Consider the following 20203-nt stretch of genomic DNA (forward strand, 5'->3'; position numbering starts at 1 on the left):
AATGAAGTCAATTAATTTTAGGGGGGATAAGATGAACAATAAACGAGATTTAGTATTATATATTGCGGCTAGCTTAGACGGATATATAGCTACGGAAGATGATTCTTTAGATTGGCTATTTAATGTAGAGGGTGAGGGTGATAATGGAATATCAGAGTTTTATGAGACGGTAGATACCGTTTTAATGGGTAAAAAAACATATGACTGGATAGTAAAACATGAATCAGGAGAATTCCCATATAAAAATAAAGAATGTTACGTATTTACAAGATCCACTATGGAAGATACCGAAGATGTTAAATTTACTAATAAAAACGTCGTGGGTTTAACCAACGAACTGAAGAGTCAAGAAGGAAGTAACATATGGCTTGTAGGCGGAGGCAAATTACTACAATCATTTTTAAAAGAAAAGCTAGTAGATGAAATTATTTTAACAGTAGCCCCAACTATCATCGGAAAAGGAATTCCATTATTCAATAAAGGAGATTATCAGTTAGACCTTATATTGAAAGGAACTAGAACCTTCAACCAGTTTGTAGAACTACATTATGAAGTTAAAAAGTAAATGCATGTATAAGGTGTGAATGAAATGCGACTCCCCATGAATATTACAGGCTTAGCAAATAGTATGATTGAAATGAATGAGATGGATGGAAACCTATTTAAAAAGCTAGGATACGAAATTGCTAGAAAGATTAATGGTAAAATAATTGGTTTTTTTTCACCTAGCTACCCATTGAATTATTTTCGTATGGACATTGAGGTAGATAAAAAAGTGGTGTCGATTCTACTGCATCAATATTTTCCATATGCAGCCATTGTATTATATGAAAATGAACTCCAGCTACAATTTATAGAATATGATAATTTGTTCACTGAGCTGATTCCATATTATACAGTTTTAGAAGCAGCTTTTTTAAATGAGCAGTTTAATCCTAACGCTCATGATTTATCAGAGGTTGAATTAAAAAATGTGAAGCACTGGCGTCCAAATACTAATGGAGAGGTTATTTTTAATTGTTGGGATTAACCGTGTTCAATCCCTTGATGCTTGTACTATCCTTGATTAATCGTAGAGAACGGGTGATAAATGTCGTTGAGTGAAAGAGAAATTCTACTGAAACGATAGATAAACACCTTGAAATAGTAGTAACAGTCTAATTTCTGTCTCCCTCAAAAGCAGGTAGCGAAGAATTTTTATGATAAAATTATAAAGATAAACTGTTAATAATAGGTATATGAGGTGGGAAGAGGATGAAGAAGATAATGTTAATGGTATTTTGCATTTCATTTTTAGTTGGATGTGTAGGTGCAAAAGAAACCGTTTATGAATTTGATGGAATATCTATGTCGCCTACTATAAAAGACGAGCAAAAGGTATTAGTTGATAAGGGTTACTATAAAGAAAATGAAATTAATCGTGACGATATCGTGCTTTTTTATCTCGAAGAAAATGAGCATTTTAAAAGAGTAATAGGCTTGCCTAATGAATTAATCCAAATTCAAGATGGTACCATTTATATAGATAGCAAACCATTAGAAAGTGAATATAGCTTTACAGACGTATGGGAAGGAGAAATCCCTATAGATGGTATTCAATTAAAGAATGACGAGTATTTTGTAATTGGAGATAGCCTAGTTCCTTTAACAAGTAAGGATAGCAGATTGGTCGGTCCAATAGCGAAAGAAGATATTTTGGGGAAAGTGGTAGAGATTAAATAGCTTGGGGAAAACTCAATGAAATCTGTCTAGAAAGGGTGTTGAAGTGAAGGTCAATCATATAATTCGCCTCGAAAACGGATTAGCTTTCGGGATTTCCTTTTTTATTTATATGCAGCTGGACTTTCCAATCTGGTTGTTTTTTTTACTATTATTCGTTCCTGATATTACGATGATCGGTTATACAATTAATAATAAAATTGGTGCAACCATTTATAATGTTGGTCACAGTTTTATTTTTCCTATACTTTTAACATTAGGTTACTTCTACTTTTTAAAAGATTATTTGCTTATAATTTCTATTATTTGGGTAGCCCATATTTTTATGGATAGACTTTTTGGCTTTGGATTAAAGTACCAAGAATCTTTTAAAGAAACTCATATGCAAAGGCTTTAAAATTAAAGTGAGATTTTTTATAGTCATATAAAAAGCGTCTAATCAGTCACACAACTGGTCAGACGCTTTTTTTTAAAGCTTATACTGTTCTCTAATCAAGTAGGAAACCCACTTGCATTGAGGGTGGTTTTTAATATTCTCTAAAAGACCTTTTATAAGTGCGAGACTCGGAGTTTCGGTTAGGAGGTGATTTTTTAAAATTTGAAGCGTTTCCTTTTCGATTGGCTCTTCTATTTCTAGTAGAATCTGATTGATTAACTCAAGTATTTGCATATCTTTATCGGTGTTTTCTTTTATAACCTTTTGCATAATTTGAGCACTATCTGTTGAGATTAAAGGAATCGTTGAATGTTTTGCTAATACTTTCGTCTTTTCTACAAGTGACTTAGTTAGCGTGTCTATATCAATTGGTAATTCAAAGAATAGATAGAGGTCGATATATATTTTCATAAAGCCTTTTATGCAAATAAGTAAGTCATATTTTGTTTCTTCATAAGTTAAATCTAACTTGTCTACCATATAAAGAATAATTTCATTTAATAGATTGTCATAATAAGTTAGTTTTTTTAATAAATCATCGTTTACCGTATGTGTCTGTTCCTTGAAGAAGATTTTAGCAAAAGTAGAGTTTTCTTGAAATGCCTTGTTGGCAGTGTAGAAAAAGGTATATAGCATATCGTCAGAATGTGAACATTCTTTGACCGAGTAGTCAATTTCTGAAATAATCTGCTTCATAAAGCAATCTACCAAAGAAGTGATGAGCTCATCTTTGGATTTATAGGAAAGGTAGAAAGCACCTTTAGAAATGCCGCAATGGTCAGTGATTTGTTGGACTGAGGTAGCCTCAAAACCTTGCTTTGCAAAAAGTTCTAATGCTTTATCCATTATTAATTGTTTCTTTACCATATCTTATCGCTCCCAATGGTTATTGTTGACAAATGACCAATTAGTCATTATTATAAATAAATGAGTTTGATAAGTCAAATGAGGGTAGGTGCAAGTGTGAAAGGTTTAGTGAATTTTGTACTAAAAAATAAGTTAGCGGTATGGTTATTGACTATTATCATTACTGTTTCCGGTATTTATTCAGGTACAAGAATGAAGATGGAGACCATTCCAGATATTTCGATCCCATTCTTAATGGTGATGGATGTTTATCCAGGTGCGACTCCTGAAAAAGTTATGGAAGATATCTCGATGCCTTTTGAGAAAGCGTTAGAAGGACTAGAGGATGTTAAATCGGTATATTCCAATTCCTATTCGAATATGTCTAATATTCAAGTAGAGTACGAATATGGCACAGACATGGATGAAGCAAAACGCGCATTGGAGTCTGCATTGGATACGATCTCCTTACCTGAAGGAGCAATGGAGCCAACTATTACGGCAATAAGCATGAATATGATGCCGGTAGCAGCCCTAAGCGTAAGTAGCACAGAAGAAGATATCGTAGAGCTAACATCGACAGTAGAAGAAATTTTACTACCGAAAATTGAAAAAATAGATGGTGTTGGGTCTGCTACTATAACAGGCCAGCATATTGAAGAAGTAGAGCTTACATATGACGAAGCAAAAATGGCCGAACTAGATGTAACTCAAGATACAGTAAAACAAATGATCCAAGCAAGTGATATGGCAGTATCCTTAGGATTGTTTGAATTTGAAGAAGGCGAGCAGGCAGTAGCGGTTGACGGTAAGTTCATGACAGCCGACGAACTGAAAGAAATGCTTATCCCTGTTACACCTTCTGCTACAAACCCATCTCCTTTTGTGAAACTTGGAGATATTGCTTCTATAGAAGTAGTTGGTAAAGTAGAATCGGTTTCCCGTACAAATGGGAAAGATGCAATTGCAATCCAAATTGTAAAAAATCCAGATGCTAACACTGTAACAGTAGTAAATGCAGTGAAAGATTTAATCGCAGAAGAAGAAAAGAACATTGATGGTTTAGTGATTGACGTTTCCTTAGACCAAGGTGCTCCTATTGAAGATTCAGTATTTACAATGGTTGAAAAAGCATTGTTTGGTGGATTAATCGCCGTGCTGATTATTCTATTGTTCTTACGTGATTTTAAATCTACAATTATTTCTATTGTGTCTATACCAGTTTCTATTTTTATGGCATTACTGCTATTAAATTGGTTAGATATTACGTTAAATATTATGACACTTGGAGCCGTTACCGTAGCAATTGGACGTGTAATCGATGACTCGATTGTTGTTGTAGAGAACATTTATAGACGCCTTCACTTAAAAGGCGAACCATTAACAGGCCGTGCCCTTGTTCGTGAAGCAACGATTGAGATGTTCAAACCAATCCTTTCTTCTACATTGGTAACGGTAGCGGTATTTGCTCCATTAATCTTTGTAGGTGGTATGGTTGGAGAATTGTTCATGCCATTCGCATTAACAATGACATTTGCTCTTGGTGCATCACTGTTAGTAGCAATTACAATTGTACCTGCAATGTCTCACTTCTTATTTAAGAAGAAATTGTACGCTGAAAAAACAGAGAGTAATCATAAAGAGCAAGGTAAGTTAGCTGGTAGCTATAAAAAAGTTCTAGAGTGGACATTAAACCACAAAATTATTACTTCCCTTGTATCGGTTGCATTACTAGTAGGTAGCTTGATGCTTACGCCGTTAATCGGTTTCAGTTTCTTGGGTAGTGAAGAAGAAAAAGTAATGTATTTAACTTACACTCCAAAAGCTGGTGAGCTAAAAGAAGACACATTGGCAAACGTCACTAAAGTTGAAGAAGAGATGCTTAAACGTAAGGATATTGATATCACTCAAGTATCTATCAACGGTGACGGCGCAAATGACATGACTGCAATGATGGGCGGAGGTTCAGGCGGCGCATTAATGTACTTGATCTTTGATGAGGATATGGAAGATTTCCCAGGTGCTCGTGAGGAAATCGAGGAATATGTGTTCAACATTGGTCAAACTGGCGAATGGAAGAGCCAAAACTTCTCAAGTATGTCCATGTCGACAAATGAAATTAGCTATACATTCTATAGTGAAGATTTAGATAAGTTGAACGAAGCTGTTGCAATGGTTGAAGAAGTAATGGGAGAAACAAAAGGATTAGAAGATGTTTCTTCGAGTGCTGAAGACAGCTACGTAGAGTATACATTCCAAGTAGCTCAAGATGAATTATTGCAGTACGGTTTAACAACTGGTCAAATCGTTGGGATGTTGAGTCCTTCCACTACGGAGGAAGTATTAACGACAGTTGAAAAAGAAGGAAATGATTTAGAGGTTATTGTACAGCAAGAACAAACAGCAACACCTAAATCGATTGATGATATTTTAGCTAGAGAAGTACCGACAGCAATGGGAACTACAATGCCATTGTCTGAATTAGTAACAGTAGAAGAGGGTTACGCTCTAAATACGCTTGCTCGTAGTAAAGGTGAATACTATGCTTCTGTATCCGCTACAATTCAAGATGATGATATTTCAAAAGCATCTGCAGATGTAGATAAAGCGATTGAAAAGCTAGATTTACCTAAAGGCGTTACAGTTGGTGTTGCCGGTGTAACTGCAGATATGAATGAAACATTCACTCAGCTTGGAGTAGCAATGCTTGCAGCAATTGCGATTGTTTACTTTATATTAGTAGTAACATTTGGTGAAGGTATTGCACCATTAGCTATCCTATTCTCATTACCATTCGCAGTAATTGGTTCATTTGCAGGTCTATGGATTGCAAACGAAACAATATCCGTATCTGTTATGATGGGTCTTCTCATGTTGATTGGTATCGTTGTCACGAATGCCATTGTATTAGTTGACCGAATCATTCATATGGAACGCGAAGGTATGAATATGCGTGAAGCGATCCTTGAAGCTGGTGCAACTCGCTTACGTCCTATTCTGATGACAGCTATTGCAACCATTGGGGCACTTGCACCACTTGCAGTTGGATCAGGTGGTGGTGGTTTAATCTCGAAAGGATTAGGTATCACGGTTATTGGTGGTCTAGCAAGTTCTACGCTACTAACATTAATCATCGTTCCAATCGTTTACGAGGTTCTATCGAAGCTATTTAAGAAAAAACGTAACGAAGTACAAGATAATTAAATAAGAGAAACGCCTGTGGGATTAAATTCCCACAGGCGTTTTTTTTAAAACTTAGTTTATCCTTTTCTTAAATCCATTCTAATATCTCGATACGATTACCAAATGGATCGTTAATATATATGCGATTAGCCCCTGGTAGTTCTGTATCTACTTTAAAGCTTACCTGTTGATCGGTTAAATGCATTTTTAGCGCTTCAAGGTCTTCAACTTCAAAAGCCGGATGTGCCTTCTTTGCTGGAGAGAAAGGCTCTTCAACTCCGATATGAATTTGATAGCTTCCCAGCTCGAACCATACGCCACCCTTCTTTTTTAGAAGTGGTGGTTTTTCTATTTCTTTTAATCTTAATATTCCCGTGAAGAAGCTGCGTGCCTCTTCCTCACAGCCCTTTGGAGCAGCTAATTGAATGTGATCAATTCTTTTAAATGTAAATGACATGGTCCATACCCCCTTATGAATTAACTTAATTATAATGTGAATTTTTTGATAATAAAAATTTATATAAATCATGAAAAGGCATAAGTAATTCTTATGTTAAAAAGGTTACATTCGCTCCAATATTTTATTTACCGTATTTTTATTTCTAGCTGTAGATACCATTTGAAGCTTCTTTTCAAAGAAGGTGTTTGTATATTTAGTTTGATGATAATTTTTAGTATGGTGGATGATCAAGTTTCGATTATGTAGGACAATAAAATCATCCTCTACAATTCCCTTTAAAATAGAAAGCTCATCGTTTGTAATTTCTTTTCTTAGAAACATGACGAAGGTTTGGTCATTTAAGAAAAGTGGATTTTTACTTATTTCCTCCAGTTCTGCTTTGGACCTCACTACAACAGGGATTTCGAAACCATAGGTATTCCTTAATGCTTCTTCTAGTTTTTCCTCGCTACAACCTTCACTATCAAAAATAACATTTCCCGTTTGAATATACGTACGCACATTTTGAAAGCCTAACTCTTCAAAAAGAAGCTTTAGCGATTTCATATCTACTTTGTTGAGCTTTCCTAAGTTGATCCCTCTTAATAGAGCTACTGACGACATGTTACGACCTCCACTATTTTTACATTAATCATACCTATATTTTCTGATTAGTGAAATATGTAATATAATTCTAACAAAATGTAAAAAATAGTTTACTTTAAGTAAAAAATATATTACAATTTGTTTGAGGTGACAGAACATGGAAAGTAAGAGACGAATAACCAATAGAATTTTAGTATTAAGAGCTGAAAAGGGTCTTTCCCAAAAAGAAGTTGCTGATTTATTGGGAGTAAGCCGGCAAACAATTATTTCGCTTGAGAAGAACAAGTACAATCCATCGTTAAAGCTAGCCTTTGACATTGCATTGCTATTTGAAGTGGATTTAACGGATGTATTTCAATATAAGAAAGAGGGGGAATAGAAAGTGACGGAGGTTGTATTTGGTATATTAAGGCTTGTTTATGTAATTATCTTTTTTGGTGCTTGCTATATAAGCTTCAAATTTGAATGGAGTAGTGAAGGAAAAGATGAAAGGGGTAACGCAATCGCTCACAAATCCTACAGCATCATATTTCCGTTTGCACCCTTTGGATGGTTCATGATTGAGCTATATGACTCATATATAAGCGAAATAGGCTATGAATCATATAAGCTAGCAATATGGTTTCTACTCACGGGGTTAATGATTTGGCACGCCATTAACATAATCGTTTTAAAAAGAAAGTATTAGGAGGATACGATGAGCATTTATACGTGGATTGGTATTGGAATTTATGCATTCTTCACCCTACTTCCTCTAAAGGATGCAAAAAACATAGGCAAATGGGAAATTACATCTATTATTATAAATATGATAGTATTGTTGGCGATTATCCTTGCACATTTATTTTATAGTTTTAATATATGGATAGGGATTTTCCTCCTTATAATTCTTGGAATTTTTTTGGACAAAAAAACCTATACGAAAAAAAGGTTAATCATATATGCTTCTATTTTTGTTGTTATAGGGGGAGTACTATATTGGCTATTAAACGATATTTTGGGAAGTCCTGAGTCTAATACTGTTTTAGAGCATCTTATAGAATATCCCGATACTTCATCTCTGTATTTTTCAAAGGATGGTAATGTCCTCATTAGTCACAATGTAGAGGAGGCCAGGCCCCTCGCTAGTGTCGTGAAAATTGTGGTTGCGATGGAATATGCCTTCCAAGTAGAAGAGGGAAAGGTTGATCCTACAACTAGCATAGGTTTAGAGGATTTAGATGTTTATTATATTCCAAAAACCGATGGGGGAGCCCATGAAGCCTGGTTAGATAGCTTAGAAACAGAAAAACCAACGCTACAGGAAGTGGCAAAAGGAATGATTAAGTTCAGCTCGAACGCTAACACGGAATATCTCATGGAACTGCTCGGGCTAGACGCAATTAACAATAGGCTGGAAGTGTTGGATATTGAGAATCATGAAGAAATCTATCCGATTGTAGGCGCTTTAGCTATATCCAGTTACCTTAAGGAAAAGGAAAATCTAAGCAAAAAGGCATTAATAAATAGATTGAATAATATGTCCATGGAAGAATATCGTTCATTAGCTAAAGAAGTCAGTCAACTGTTAAAATCTAAACAATTCGCAGTAACGGATGTTTCTGATATTTCTATGGACATTCAACGCATATGGTCAGATCGGTTGACTGGAGCTTCTGCAGAGGCCTACGGAGAAATTGTTTCTCGTATATCGAACAATGAGTTTTCATCAAATGTCACTAGTACTTTAAGAGACATATTGGAGTGGCCTCTCGCCTATGAAAGTAATCAGGAAAAGTTTGATCATATCGGTGCCAAGGGAGGTTCGACAGCCTTTGTTTTAAATCAAGTTATTTATGTTGAGACAAAGCAAGGGGAGCGGATGGAGATGGTAATCATGCTAGATGATTTATCGTTGTTACAAAGCCTTTCTCTGCAAAAAAGTATAGATCACTTCCTATTTAAATTAATAGATGACCAGGACTATATAGAGTTAGTGGAAAGCGAGTTGCCATAAATGAAAGAAGAGTGTCATCCAGGTCTGGAGACACTCTTTTTCTTTACGGTAGCCACATACTAGTGCTACAACTAATTAGTAAAACACAAATAAACAAGAACGCTAGTATAAAATCCTTCTTTTCAATAGGCACTTCATGATAAAAGACTTTTCTAGGTTCCCCCGTAAAGCCTCTTGCTTCCATTGCGAACGCCACTCTTTCAGCCTTACGAACAGCCCCAGAAAGCATAGGGATCAATACGCGACGTAAACCAATCAGTCTTTTAAAAACATTGGAGTCGTCGCTTAGTCCTCTCAGTTTCTGTACTTGTTGAACTTGTATAAACTCGTCCTTTAAAAGCGGTAAAAATTGATAACCAACCATAATACCATAAGCAATTTTAGGAGACAGCTTCAACTGCTGCATTAGACTCCGTATAAATATAATTGGGTCGGTTGTTAGAGCAAATAATAGGCTTAGACTAGAAAAGGCCAACACCCGAAAGCTTAAGGATAAGGCGTGGTTCAATTGGCTTTCCGTTATATCGACAGAACCGATGGACCAAAGAACAGTTCCAGTCCCGCTCTCTGCAAATAGAAGAGTGGTCCAAAGGTAACCAAAAGCTGCGATTACGAAAGGAAGCATCAGCAAGGTCCAGTTTTTCCAGGATATATTGCTTAAGAATATTTGCATCACCATAATGCTGAACCAAAAAACTAGTGGTGTCCATGGATCGAAAAAGAATGCTAGTGAAAGCATGCAAATCATTACGATCACAAACTTAACGGACGGATTCATCCTATGAAGGCTAGCACGCATAGACAGGACCTCGCTTAGGAGGAAGTAATTGATGTTCTAGCATTAAATCTTTCTTATCCCAGAAGCTGGTCGCACTATATTTCCCTGTCACTCCTCCGTTCCTCATCAATAAGATGGAATCAGCTACCTTATACGCAAATTCCATATCGTGGGTAACGATTAGAAAAGTAGTACCTGCCCTAGAACGCTCATCTACGACTTTTAAAAGTTCTGTCAGATTAGCAGAGTCCTGACCAGAAGTTGGTTCATCCATCAAAATCACTTCCCGGTTCTGGCAAAGCATAACGGCTATAGCTAGGCGACGTTTTTGTCCATGGCTGATAGAAAATGGATGGGCCTCAGAGATGCTAGATAAATCAAGTCGTTCCAGCAATTCTTCTGTGTTTGATCCTCCGCCAAAAGAGACCTCCTCTTTTACTCTTCCTGTAACAAACAAAAATTCTGGTGACTGTGGTACATAGCCTAACAAGCTTGGCAGGACGTTGCCTTCAGCTGGCAGAACCCCTGAAAGAGCCTTTAATAATGTGGATTTTCCACTGCCGTTTGGTCCCGCTAGTACTGCGACCTCTCCTTTGTGTAAAGAAAACGAGCTTGGTTGAAGAAAACTATGGGTGCTAACTCCTTCTACTTGTAGGGATAGTTCCTGTTGGACCCTGTTATCCCGTTTAACATCGTCTATAAGCGAATTTCTGTCTTCTTTTAATCTAATTCGACGATGAAAGAAATCTTCCCAAAGGTCTAGCTTGTGTTCAATTGCTAATATCGTTAATCCAGAGCTTTGCTGCAGTGTATCCAACCATTCAATATATTGTTTTGCAGTATAAGGATCTAAGTGCGTAATCGGCTCATCTAACAATAAAACCTCTGGCTTCATAATGAGCGCACAAGCCGTGGCGACTCTTTGTTTCATTCCTCCAGAAAGTGACTGAATGATGGAATGTCGATAAGCGGTTAACCTGGTTGCCTCCAATACTTCTGAAATTCTTGAATCCATGTCCTCTCGCGCCACTAGTAAATTCTCTAAAGTAAAGGCAAGCTCCTCCTCAACGGTTGGCATACAAAACTGCGCATCCGGATCCTGAAAGACGGTAGCGATACGATGATTGACCTCGCCTGGTCGATAAGAATCGCTGTCCTTTCCAAAAAGCTCTATTTTCCCGGAAACTATTCCATCGCAATTGTCAGGGTAGAGGCGGTTACACAAATATAGCAATGTACTTTTCCCACAGCCACTTGGACCGGTAATCACAACACGCTCTCCTTGTTCAATAGACATCGAAAAATTTGATAATACAGGAACCTCTTCATCAGGAAATGAAAAAGAAACATTTTCGAGACGGATAACATTAGACACGTGCGTCACCTTTTTTAGAGCGTGAAATAGAATATCCTCTTAATGAACCCGTTGCAAGCAAGCCATCAGCTATGGCTTTGCCGCCTACACCAGCAATCAGTGTCCCGCTAAAAATCCGAACGACAAGCATAAAAAGGACGTACCCAGTAGTATAAACTGTAAATCCTCCTAAAAAATATCCATACACAAAGCTAAAAACTGCAGACCCTGCACCAGCAAGCATTAATACCCAAAGGTCAAATCGTTTATAGCGGGTAGCTGCGAATACTGCCTCTGCACCCAATCCTTGAATGACACCCGAAAGGATAAGTCGTGGTCCAACAGCATTACCTAAAAGCACCTCTATTGCGGCTGCAATAGTTTCAGAGATTACAGCAGCTCCTGGTTTGCGAATGATATACATACAGATGATAGAAACGATAAACCATACTCCAAAAATCCATTCATATGCGATTGGGCCAATAAACCCTGACCAAATATTTCCTACGTGAAGGAATAGTAAATACACAATCCCAAATACTACCGCAAAGATAGACATTAAAATAATCTCTTTTAGCTTCCATGATTTAAGCATGAAGATTATCTCCGTGAGAAGGACTGTTAATGCTCATCGATAAAGTCATTACTAAATGCTTGTGCTCCTCTGATCTGGCTCTGCTAAAGGTAGCTTCGTAGAAGGCAAATACATCATGGATATCTCCATGGATACCGCTTGCATAATGCATGGATTCATTGAATACACCAGCGTCTTTCGCATGCTGAATCTCTTTGTAGATAACATCCATATAGTTTGGATTGTTCATTGGATATAAGGCGAATTGAGAGGACACATATTGTTTAGTTGCATCCATATTAGCAACTTCATCCCCTCTTTCTAAATAAACGTCAGCTGCTGTGTCACCTGGACAGCCCGCTGAAAATGTTCCTGATAGAGCCACGTGTACCCCAGTTTTTGCTGCATTTAAAGCTATTGATTTTGCCACATTAAATACATGAGCTTGTTTTCCCCTTATCACAGTCGATACGTCATCCGTATGCATCCACACATTGGATGTGTCTGTATCCTGTAACGCCCCCTTAATAATACTGATAAACTCATTGCTCATTGGATGTAGGGAGAAACGAAACCCTACAATCGGACTTAAACCACATTCCATTCAAAACCCTCCTTAAAATTTTTCATAAAAAAAAGCTACATCCGTGAAGATGCAGCCACTAACCTTATGAAAAAAAGGAAAGTCACCGCACTTCCTCACGCAGGTATTATCCTGATCGAGTAATAAGGGATCGGAGCTTAAAAAGCTCTCATCACAGCCAAAGTGGGCACCCCTAGTGCAGAAACGGTATGTAGTTTTCCAATTATGTAAGATTTACACAATCTGTTTTTTTATGTGACCACAGTATAGCGTATAAAAATATTATTGTAAATACAGTTGAATTCTTTTCTCAAATCAGCGATGCTTAAATTATCAGAAAATCATTAGGGGGAATTGGATGTATAAAATATTTATTACTAGAAAGTTACCGGAAGAGATTGTACAACCACTAAGAGAAAAATTTGAAGTCATTATGTGGCATAGCGATGAAATTCCAATGAAGTACGAGGATATCAAAAAAGAGGCAAAGGATTGTAATGCTTTGTGGACCGTTCTCTCGGATAAAGTGGACCGGGAACTGATAGAAAGCCTACCAAATCTAAGAATTATATCTAATCTTGCGGTCGGCTATAATAACATTGATATCGAGGCTGCAAAAGAAAAAGGGATTATTGTAACCAATACACCAGGTGTGTTAACGGAAACTACAGCAGATTTAACATTTGCCTTATTACTAGCAACTGCCCGTCGTATTACAGAAGCGGAGCAGGATATTCGTGCAGGGAAATGGAAGTCTTGGACGCCAATGCAACTGACCGGCATGGACGTTTATGGGTCAACCTTAGGAATTATAGGCATGGGGAGAATCGGTGAAGCAGTCGCACGGCGTGCAAAAGGGTTTGATATGAAGGTCTTATACCATAATCGAACAAGAAAATTAGAATCTGAGCAACAGTATAACTTTACATATGTGGAGCTTGAGACACTACTAAAGGAGTCAGATTTTGTTGTAATATTGACTCCTCTCACTCCAGAAACTAGAGGCTTAATTGGGAAAAAAGAACTGGAAATGATGAAGGAAACCTCAGCTCTTATTAATGTGGCACGAGGAGGAATAGTTGATGAGCAGGCGCTTTATGATGCCCTAGTCAACAAATGCATTTGGGCTGCGGGTCTAGACGTTTTTGAAACGGAGCCAGTCCCATTAGATCATCCACTTTTAACCTTACCTAACGTGACTGTCCTACCCCATATCGGTAGTGCCAGTATCTATACAAGACTTGCTATGATGCAGATCAATGCTACGGCCATTGAAGATGCATTAGAGGAACGGGTACCAGAAAACAGAGTGGTTTAAAGTGTAAGAGATGCCATGAACATATCGTTCATGGTTTTTTTAGTTTTATAATAAAATCCCATGAACAGTGCTAAAACCTTAATGACGTTATAAATCGCTACGAATGGTGTTAATCCCCCGAATGGTGATAAATTCAAAATCTCCTCTATTTATCTGCTTACTTTCTCCTAGAGAAAGCCCCCCTCGAACAAAAAAAGAATTATCACAAATAATTAATAATTACGTCGTTATTTATATGAATAGATTGTCTAGGCTTTACTATTTACTTAATGATAAATAACTAGAAATATGATACAAAATATTCAGATAAAGATAGAATAATAACAATCATTTATTAAGTGAATTTGCAATATACAAATTTTTTTAGTAATATTAGTAGTTATAAATTAGACGTCCTTTAATTTCCAAATTCAGGGAAGTTTAATTGTTTAGGATTTTAGCAATTATTTATAGATTTTGAAGGAGGAGCGATCGAACGTCTAATTTATAAACTGAATGAAAAGAGGTAGTCAAACTAATGAAAAAGATTATGTTATTTTTTTCACTTTGCATGCTTTTAGTACTTGCAGCCTGTGGCAGTGAGACAAGCAAGGACAGTATTGAGGTGATTAAGTTTGCTGATGCGGGGTGGGATAGTATTCGCCTACACAATAGCATAGCTCAAACAATCGTCGAAGAAGGTTATGGTTATGAAACCGAAGTAACAAGTGGAACAACGGCAGCAACCATGCAGTCACTTGAAAAGGGCGACATAAATGTCTATATGGAAGTATGGACCGATAACATTAAAGATGTCTATGAAAAAGCAATTGAAAGTGGAGATATCATAAAGGTAGCTACTAATTTCGCTGACAACGCGCAAGGATTATATGTTCCAACTTACGTGATAGAAGGAGATCCAGAACGAGGTATTGAACCAATCGCTCCAGATTTAAAAACAGTTCAAGACTTAGAGAAGTATCCAGAAATTTTCCAAGATCCCGAAGATAGCAGTAAAGGCCGAGTGGTCGGTGCTCCATCCAGTTGGGTAGTAAGTGAGTATTTGGGGACGAAACTTGAAACATATGGCCTTGACGAACAATATAACTATCTAGCACCTGGCTCTGATTCTGCCATTGTTGCAGATTTAGCTGGCGCATATAAAAAAGGCGAGCCGTGGGTAGGTTATTATTGGTCACCAACGTGGGTAACAGCAAGCTACGATTTAACTCTATTAGAAGACGCACCATACGATGAAGCAACATGGAATGATTCGAAGGGAACTGAATTTCCTCCGAATGATGTAGTGGTTGCTGTTCATAAAGATTTACCAACACAAGCTAAGGAAGTAGTAGACTTTTTAAGTAACTATGAAACTAGCAATGATTTAACAGAAAGTGCTTTAGATTACATGCAAGAAAATGATGTGGAAGCAGATGAAGCCGCTATTTGGTGGATGAAAGAGTATGAAGATATTTGGACAGCTTGGGTGTCAGAAGAAGTGGCAGAAAAAGTTAAAGCTTCTTTAAAATAATTCATAACTCAATCTAACTAAAAGAGAGGTGACCTGCGACTGTATGTTTTGCAGTCCTACTATATGACAGAATTTCCAGATGTACGTTTTCCAATCGGGGATGTAGTAGAAAAATTCGTGGATTTTTTAGCCGCGAACTTTGATGCATTCTTTGATTTTATCTTTATTATTTCTTCCTCTATGATTAAAGGCTTAGAGGCAGGTCTATTAGCAATACCTTGGTGGTTATTTATTGTTATCATCTTTTTAATAGGGTGGTATTTTAATAATATTTATGGAGGATTGCTTTATGGGGCATTTATCTTTTTAATAGGCTCCTTTGATTTGTGGCCGGAAACGATGACCACGATTTCCATCGTTCTAATCTCCGTAATTTTGTCTCTTGTAATAGGCATTCCGCTAGGCGTTGGAATGGCTTTTAGTAAGTCCATGTCCAGAATCATGCGCCCAATATTAGACGCAATGCAGACAATGCCGAGCTTTGTCTACTTAATACCAGTAATTTTCTTCTTTCCACTAGGAAATGTACCAGCAGTTATTGCGACAATCATTTATGCTTTACCACCAGTAATCCGTTTAACAGAATTAGGGATCCGAAGTGTAGATAAAGAAATTGTAGAGTCTGCACAATCATTTGGTTCCTCTTCCTCTCAAATGCTCATGAAAGTACAACTACCACAAGCCTTACCTACAATTATGGCTGGTATCAATCAAACAACGATGATGGCTCTTGCAATGGCTGTTGTTGGTTCTATGGTTGGGGCACAGGGACTTGGAGAGCGAGTACTCTTTGCGATTAACCGAATTGACATATCCCTTGGTTTTGAAGCCGGAATTAGTATCGTCTTTCTAGCGATCATCATCGACCGAGTTACCGGAGGAATTGCAAATCGCCTTCAGAAACATAGGAGGGATGTAGCATGACAGTAAAATTAAGACTAGAAAATGTCTCCAAAATATTTGGACCACGCCCTAAAAAAATTATCCCAATGGTAGAGAAGAGTGTACCAAAGGAAGAGATATTAGCTAAGACAGGGCATACTGTTGGAGTGTACAATGCTTCTATGGAAATCATGGAAGGAGAGACCTTCGTCATCATGGGACTGTCTGGAAGTGGCAAATCTACCCTAATCCGTTGCTTGAATTTATTAAATAGACCTACCTCAGGTGCTATTTATGTCGATGGGGAAAATGTGGTCGATTACAATAAGACACAGTTAAAATTCTATCGTCAAAAGAAAATAGCAATGGTATTTCAACACTTTGGACTGTTTAGTCATCGTACAGTATTAGAAAATATTGAGTATGGATTAGAAATTAGAGGTATGTCCAAGAAGGAGCGTCAGGAAATTGCTCAGAAGCATTTAGAGACGGTCGGTCTTAAAGGATATGAAAACCAATATCCAGATGAGCTTTCTGGCGGTATGCGTCAGCGAGTAGGCATCGCAAGAGCGCTTGCGAACGATCCAGACATCCTATTAATGGACGAGCCCTTCAGTGCACTTGACCCACTAATCCGTAGAGAAATGCAGCTAGAGCTTTTAGATATCCAAAATCGTCTGCAAAAAACAATTATTTTCATTACACATGACGTTAACGAAGCATTTAAAATTGGTGACCGTGTGGCTGTTATGAAAAACGGGAAAGTAGAGCAAATTGGTACGCCAGAAGAGATTCTGGAAAATCCAGCAAGCAGCTATATTTCGGAATTCATACGCGATATCGACCGCACTAAAATTCTTCAGGCTGAACACATTATGTCTAAGCCTAATGGATTAGTATCCTTAAAGGATGGACTAAATGTTGCAATCCAGGTAATGAGAGAGAATGGTAACTCGAGTGCGTTTGTAGTTGACAGAAAGCGACAGCTACAAGGTATTATTACCATCGACCAGGCTATTGAAGGGATGAAACAAAAGAAAACCTTGCAAGAAGCAATGTCGAAGGAAGTAAAAACTGTACATCCAGAAGAATATGTACAAGATTTAATACAACAGGTACTTGATTCCAAGTATCCTCTCGTTGTTACAGACGAGGAAGGTACGATGAAAGGAATTATTTTACGAGTGCATGTATTGGCAAGTTTAATAAGTGATCCTATCGAAGAAACGGAAGAAATATAAATTTCAAGGAAGCCCAAAGACAATTACATGTCTTTGGGCTTTTTATTTTGACCATTTAAAGATGAAAAATGAAAACAACATGTGTAATAAATAGAATAGTATTTGTTTAATTATGTTAAAATTTAACATGTAAACATAGTGTTGTTTGAGAATTGGTCAGAAGGAGAGTTATCCATGAATAAAAGCCTGAAAAAAATAGTAAGGAACTACATCAGAACAATATTGGCTTTCATTGCCTTCTACTTTGGCATATTTGCTTGGCTAGTATTTAGTAGTGAAAATGTAGTTTCAATAGAGATTATTCTGTTATCCTTCTTTTTAACTGGGCTGTTTAGCTTTTGTTCATGGAGTATGGGATTTAACTCGAGATAATTAAAAAAATGACTATATATTTTGGTGAATACAATAGAATTATCATTCATATTAAAGGAGAGTTTAGGTGAAAAAGAAATTACTTATTTGGATTCCAGTTCCTTTATTAATAATAGTTTTAATAACAGTGAATTGGAATTATATTTCCCAATATACCGAATGGAAGTTGAATTGGGAGATAGGAATCCCAAGGCCAATCAAGATAGAAACAGTCTTTCATACAAGAAATGGATTTCCTAGCGAGGGAGAAGTATTTCATGTACTTCATTATAAGTCTATTGAAAAGAAATTAGAGGACAAAGATGGTTGGATTTCAATTAATGAAGATTCCTTTGACACTGTATCTGGACACCTTAAAAAATTTCAAAAAGATGTGGCTAATATTAATAAGGATACACAGCAGTTTAATATGTTATTTCAAGAGAATCCTGTGACTTTTGAAGAAGAGGATAAATATTTTTATAAATTGGAAGAGGATAATAGTTATATACTGGCTATTTCAAATGCGAAAGAACAAAAATTGTTTGTGATGGAATGGATCCAATAGTGGTACTAGAAACAGGGCGCATTTCATGTTTAAGGTCTGAATTTGGGTGTTTATGGGACACTATAACTTATTTAGAAGTCATTTTAAGTCTTTAGGAGATGAAAAAATGAAGAGAATGTCACTCTATTGCCTATGTATATTGTTCTTATGCTCCTGTAGTCAATTCAATGAATCATTATTAAATGGTGAGATGGTTAAACTTACAATTAAATGTAAAGAAGGTGAAATAATAGAAATTGAAAACGAAAAAACCATTAATAAAGTGGTTAGGGAAATCAACGAATCAAAAAGAGAAGGTACACAAGAGATGGAGTTTGATGATTTTGAGCATCTCTCTACACTCGAAAATAATGAAGGTGAGACAAAATCTTTCAATTTATTTAGTAACGGAAAAATCACCATGGCTGGATACTACATCCACTCAAATATAGATAATTTTTGTGAAGAATAGTTTTATGTTTAAGGAGGTATTATATGCTACACCCTAAGATCAAAATTATTCCGTATAACCCTAAGTACGCCGTACAAACAGTGGATATGTGGCGGAAAAGTAAGGAACAGGCTATTGGCCAAAAAGAAATTCACGACTTCGAAAGACACGTTTATTTTTTAAATCATATTTTAACGGAACAATTTCAAATAGAGTTAGCTTTAATGGATGAAGAAGTAGTTGGGATGATCGCCTATAATGACAGGGAAATAAGCCAACTATATATTCACATAGAGTATCAAGGAATCGGTATAGGTCGAGCATTACTAGATAAAGCAAAAGTGAAATCTAGTGGGAAATTAACATTGTACACATTTGCGGTAAATAAAAATGCACAGCAGTTTTATGAAAAACATGGCTTTGAAGTGATAAGTAGAGGACATGAAAACGAAGAAAATTTACCTGACATTCAATACGAATGGGTATCCAAAATAAATGGAGACATACAAACTTGAATTATTATTTCTATTAGAAGGGTAACTCTACATTGTTGCTCTTTTTTATTTTGTAAAATAAAGCTAAAAATTCAGAAAATAAACTTTTATTTTGGAGGAATTAATCATACAATAAAATTAGAACGGTCGTTCAAATTGACGAAAGGAGATTATTTTGTAGTGAGTAGGCGTTATGACAGCAAAGAGGCAAAACGTATCATTAAGGAAAAGGCTTTTGAATTGTTTTCATTACATGGCTACAATCAGACCTCAATCGCAGATGTTTCTAAAGCTTCTGGATTTAGTAAAGGTCACATTTACTATCATTTTGAAAACAAAGAGAAGTTGTTTGTCCTATTAGCACAGAATTCCATGCATGATTGGTATTCAAAATGGACGGATGTCGAACAAAATTATTCATCAGCCACTGAAAAATGGTACGGAATGGCCAAGCATGTTTTGTACAATTATCAAACTCCATTGCTTAAGGCTGGAGAGGAGTTAGCAGCTAATCCTAAATCATCATTGGAATCGGTCCGAAAGTTATATGAACTTGCGGTAGTGCCGATGAGCTCTTATCGTTCAATCTTTATAGAAGGAATTGAATGTGATGAGTTCGAAAAAGGCAATGTTGATGAATGGACTGCTCTGTTAGGAACTTGGCTCGGGGGATTATGTCAATTGACCAATACACAGCCATTACAGTCACTTGAGCCTTTATTTGAACAAGCAATCACTATATTTTTAAGTTCAATAAAGAAAAGGGGAAACTGATATGAAAGTTGCATTAATTGGTGACAGCTTAACTGAGGGACGAGGGAATGTAAAATATTTTGTGTAAATGTATTACTATCTTTATTCTAAACACATACTTACTTTATCCGTTAAGGGG

At 36.7% G+C, this 20203-nt stretch carries 23 protein-coding genes and 1 riboswitch; of the genes, 16 read left to right on the forward strand and 7 right to left on the reverse strand.

The window, feature by feature from the left end; translation table 11 throughout:
• Window positions 1-31: 31 nt before the first annotated feature.
• From HF876_RS15155 to HF876_RS15170, 4 genes are all read left to right on the forward strand, one after another.
• Entirely contained in the window at window positions 32-565 is a 534-nt protein-coding gene (locus tag HF876_RS15155; RefSeq protein ID WP_169360894.1) for a dihydrofolate reductase family protein, read from the forward strand.
• 24 nt (window positions 566-589) lie between these two features.
• A complete protein-coding gene (locus HF876_RS15160) occupies window positions 590-1030 on the forward strand; it encodes a hypothetical protein (protein WP_169360895.1) in 441 nt (146 codons plus the stop codon).
• Between the two features lie 224 nt (window positions 1031-1254).
• A complete protein-coding gene (lepB, locus tag HF876_RS15165) occupies window positions 1255-1722 on the forward strand; it encodes a signal peptidase I (RefSeq protein ID WP_169360896.1) in 468 nt (155 codons plus the stop codon).
• Window positions 1723-1765: 43 nt separating this feature from the next.
• Window positions 1766-2116, forward strand: a complete 351-nt coding sequence (locus HF876_RS15170) for a DUF4260 domain-containing protein (RefSeq protein WP_169360897.1) — start codon at window positions 1766-1768, stop codon at window positions 2114-2116.
• 72 nt (window positions 2117-2188) lie between these two features.
• Here the strand turns inward: HF876_RS15170 and HF876_RS15175 are convergent, their stop codons facing one another.
• Window positions 2189-3022 carry a TetR/AcrR family transcriptional regulator gene (locus tag HF876_RS15175; RefSeq protein ID WP_169360898.1) on the reverse strand — a complete coding sequence of 278 codons (834 nt, stop codon included), beginning with the start codon at window positions 3020-3022 and terminating at the stop codon, window positions 2189-2191.
• A 96-nt stretch (window positions 3023-3118) separates the two neighbouring features.
• Between HF876_RS15175 and HF876_RS15180 the strand changes: the two genes are divergently transcribed.
• Window positions 3119-6205, forward strand: a complete 3087-nt coding sequence (locus tag HF876_RS15180; RefSeq protein WP_169360899.1) for an efflux RND transporter permease subunit — start codon at window positions 3119-3121, stop codon at window positions 6203-6205.
• Window positions 6206-6272: 67 nt separating this feature from the next.
• Here the strand turns inward: HF876_RS15180 and HF876_RS15185 are convergent, their stop codons facing one another.
• Window positions 6273-6641: a VOC family protein gene (locus HF876_RS15185; RefSeq protein ID WP_169360900.1), complete on the reverse strand. Its 369-nt coding sequence runs from the start codon at window positions 6639-6641 to the stop codon at window positions 6273-6275.
• Window positions 6642-6746: 105 nt separating this feature from the next.
• Complete coding sequence (locus HF876_RS15190) at window positions 6747-7247, reverse strand: DUF1697 domain-containing protein (RefSeq protein WP_169360901.1); 501 nt, start codon at window positions 7245-7247, stop codon at window positions 6747-6749.
• Window positions 7248-7386: 139 nt separating this feature from the next.
• Here HF876_RS15190 and HF876_RS15195 point away from each other — a divergent pair, with 139 nt between their 5' ends.
• The 3 genes from HF876_RS15195 to HF876_RS15205 are packed head-to-tail and all read left to right on the forward strand — an operon-like array spanning window position 7387 to window position 9225.
• Entirely contained in the window at window positions 7387-7608 is a 222-nt protein-coding gene (locus tag HF876_RS15195; protein ID WP_169360902.1) for a helix-turn-helix transcriptional regulator, read from the forward strand.
• A 3-nt stretch (window positions 7609-7611) separates the two neighbouring features.
• Complete coding sequence (locus HF876_RS15200) at window positions 7612-7917, forward strand: DUF2178 domain-containing protein (protein ID WP_169360903.1); 306 nt, start codon at window positions 7612-7614, stop codon at window positions 7915-7917.
• Window positions 7918-7926: 9 nt separating this feature from the next.
• Window positions 7927-9225 (forward strand): serine hydrolase, encoded by a 1299-nt coding sequence (locus HF876_RS15205; RefSeq protein WP_169360904.1) that lies wholly within the window; start codon window positions 7927-7929, stop codon window positions 9223-9225.
• A gap of 43 nt (window positions 9226-9268) precedes the next feature.
• Here HF876_RS15205 and HF876_RS15210 read toward each other — a convergent pair whose 3' ends face one another.
• Genes HF876_RS15210 through HF876_RS15225 form a run of 4 tightly spaced genes read right to left on the reverse strand, consistent with a single transcriptional unit; the run spans window position 9269 to window position 12535 of the window.
• Window positions 9269-10024 (reverse strand): energy-coupling factor transporter transmembrane component T family protein, encoded by a 756-nt coding sequence (locus HF876_RS15210; protein WP_169360905.1) that lies wholly within the window; start codon window positions 10022-10024, stop codon window positions 9269-9271.
• The gene (locus HF876_RS19295) at window positions 10014-11378 is read right to left on the reverse strand and encodes an ABC transporter ATP-binding protein (RefSeq protein ID WP_346764089.1); all 1365 of its coding nucleotides are present in this window, start codon (window positions 11376-11378) and stop codon (window positions 10014-10016) included. The genes HF876_RS15210 and HF876_RS19295 overlap by 11 nt, the downstream gene beginning before the upstream one ends.
• Complete coding sequence (locus HF876_RS15220; RefSeq protein WP_169360906.1) at window positions 11371-11952, reverse strand: ECF transporter S component; 582 nt, start codon at window positions 11950-11952, stop codon at window positions 11371-11373. Before HF876_RS15220 ends, HF876_RS19295 begins: the two co-directional genes overlap by 8 nt.
• The gene (locus tag HF876_RS15225; RefSeq protein WP_169360907.1) at window positions 11945-12535 is read right to left on the reverse strand and encodes a YkoF family thiamine/hydroxymethylpyrimidine-binding protein; all 591 of its coding nucleotides are present in this window, start codon (window positions 12533-12535) and stop codon (window positions 11945-11947) included. The genes HF876_RS15220 and HF876_RS15225 overlap by 8 nt, the downstream gene beginning before the upstream one ends.
• A gap of 75 nt (window positions 12536-12610) precedes the next feature.
• Window positions 12611-12719, reverse strand: a riboswitch (TPP riboswitch).
• 153 nt (window positions 12720-12872) lie between these two features.
• Here HF876_RS15225 and HF876_RS15230 point away from each other — a divergent pair.
• From HF876_RS15230 to HF876_RS15270, 8 genes are all read left to right on the forward strand, one after another.
• On the forward strand, window positions 12873-13832 hold the full coding sequence (locus tag HF876_RS15230; RefSeq protein WP_169360908.1) for a 2-hydroxyacid dehydrogenase: 960 nt from the start codon (window positions 12873-12875) through the stop codon (window positions 13830-13832).
• Window positions 13833-14349: 517 nt separating this feature from the next.
• Window positions 14350-15345 carry an ABC transporter substrate-binding protein gene (locus HF876_RS15235; RefSeq protein WP_169360909.1) on the forward strand — a complete coding sequence of 332 codons (996 nt, stop codon included), beginning with the start codon at window positions 14350-14352 and terminating at the stop codon, window positions 15343-15345.
• 63 nt (window positions 15346-15408) lie between these two features.
• Window positions 15409-16269 (forward strand): ABC transporter permease, encoded by an 861-nt coding sequence (locus HF876_RS15240; protein ID WP_169360910.1) that lies wholly within the window; start codon window positions 15409-15411, stop codon window positions 16267-16269.
• Complete coding sequence (locus HF876_RS15245) at window positions 16266-17468, forward strand: quaternary amine ABC transporter ATP-binding protein (protein ID WP_169360911.1); 1203 nt, start codon at window positions 16266-16268, stop codon at window positions 17466-17468. The genes HF876_RS15240 and HF876_RS15245 overlap by 4 nt, the downstream gene beginning before the upstream one ends.
• Before the next feature lie 439 nt (window positions 17469-17907).
• On the forward strand, window positions 17908-18387 hold the full coding sequence (locus HF876_RS15255; RefSeq protein ID WP_169360913.1) for a hypothetical protein: 480 nt from the start codon (window positions 17908-17910) through the stop codon (window positions 18385-18387).
• Between the two features lie 106 nt (window positions 18388-18493).
• Entirely contained in the window at window positions 18494-18838 is a 345-nt protein-coding gene (locus tag HF876_RS15260; RefSeq protein WP_169360914.1) for a hypothetical protein, read from the forward strand.
• A 23-nt stretch (window positions 18839-18861) separates the two neighbouring features.
• Window positions 18862-19332, forward strand: coding sequence for a GNAT family N-acetyltransferase (locus tag HF876_RS15265; RefSeq protein ID WP_169360915.1), 471 nt, complete (start codon window positions 18862-18864; stop codon window positions 19330-19332).
• 159 nt (window positions 19333-19491) lie between these two features.
• The gene (locus HF876_RS15270) at window positions 19492-20085 is read left to right on the forward strand and encodes a TetR/AcrR family transcriptional regulator (protein ID WP_346764090.1); all 594 of its coding nucleotides are present in this window, start codon (window positions 19492-19494) and stop codon (window positions 20083-20085) included.
• Window positions 20086-20203: the final 118 nt, after the last annotated feature.

Source organism: Psychrobacillus sp. BL-248-WT-3 (genome assembly GCF_012843435.1).
In the GTDB taxonomy this organism is placed as follows: Bacteria; Bacillota; Bacilli; order Bacillales_A; family Planococcaceae; genus Psychrobacillus.

What these genes read in the sequence shown, in the direction of transcription:
- HF876_RS15155 (WP_169360894.1), top strand. Translation starts at nt 32, where the DNA reads ATGAACAATAAACGAGATTTAGTATTATATATTGCGGCTAGCTTAGAC.
- HF876_RS15160 (WP_169360895.1), top strand. Translation starts at nt 590, where the DNA reads ATGCGACTCCCCATGAATATTACAGGCTTAGCAAATAGTATGATTGAA.
- lepB (WP_169360896.1), top strand. Translation starts at nt 1,255, where the DNA reads ATGAAGAAGATAATGTTAATGGTATTTTGCATTTCATTTTTAGTTGGA.
- HF876_RS15175 (WP_169360898.1), bottom strand. Translation starts at nt 3,022, where the DNA reads ATGGTAAAGAAACAATTAATAATGGATAAAGCATTAGAACTTTTTGCA.
- HF876_RS15185 (WP_169360900.1), bottom strand. Translation starts at nt 6,641, where the DNA reads ATGTCATTTACATTTAAAAGAATTGATCACATTCAATTAGCTGCTCCA.
- HF876_RS15190 (WP_169360901.1), bottom strand. Translation starts at nt 7,247, where the DNA reads ATGTCGTCAGTAGCTCTATTAAGAGGGATCAACTTAGGAAAGCTCAAC.
- HF876_RS15195 (WP_169360902.1), top strand. Translation starts at nt 7,387, where the DNA reads ATGGAAAGTAAGAGACGAATAACCAATAGAATTTTAGTATTAAGAGCT.
- HF876_RS15205 (WP_169360904.1), top strand. Translation starts at nt 7,927, where the DNA reads ATGAGCATTTATACGTGGATTGGTATTGGAATTTATGCATTCTTCACC.
- HF876_RS15210 (WP_169360905.1), bottom strand. Translation starts at nt 10,024, where the DNA reads ATGCGTGCTAGCCTTCATAGGATGAATCCGTCCGTTAAGTTTGTGATC.
- HF876_RS15220 (WP_169360906.1), bottom strand. Translation starts at nt 11,952, where the DNA reads ATGCTTAAATCATGGAAGCTAAAAGAGATTATTTTAATGTCTATCTTT.
- HF876_RS15225 (WP_169360907.1), bottom strand. Translation starts at nt 12,535, where the DNA reads ATGGAATGTGGTTTAAGTCCGATTGTAGGGTTTCGTTTCTCCCTACAT.
- HF876_RS15230 (WP_169360908.1), top strand. Translation starts at nt 12,873, where the DNA reads ATGTATAAAATATTTATTACTAGAAAGTTACCGGAAGAGATTGTACAA.
- HF876_RS15235 (WP_169360909.1), top strand. Translation starts at nt 14,350, where the DNA reads ATGAAAAAGATTATGTTATTTTTTTCACTTTGCATGCTTTTAGTACTT.
- HF876_RS15240 (WP_169360910.1), top strand. Translation starts at nt 15,409, where the DNA reads ATGACAGAATTTCCAGATGTACGTTTTCCAATCGGGGATGTAGTAGAA.
- HF876_RS15245 (WP_169360911.1), top strand. Translation starts at nt 16,266, where the DNA reads ATGACAGTAAAATTAAGACTAGAAAATGTCTCCAAAATATTTGGACCA.
- HF876_RS15260 (WP_169360914.1), top strand. Translation starts at nt 18,494, where the DNA reads ATGAAGAGAATGTCACTCTATTGCCTATGTATATTGTTCTTATGCTCC.
- HF876_RS15265 (WP_169360915.1), top strand. Translation starts at nt 18,862, where the DNA reads ATGCTACACCCTAAGATCAAAATTATTCCGTATAACCCTAAGTACGCC.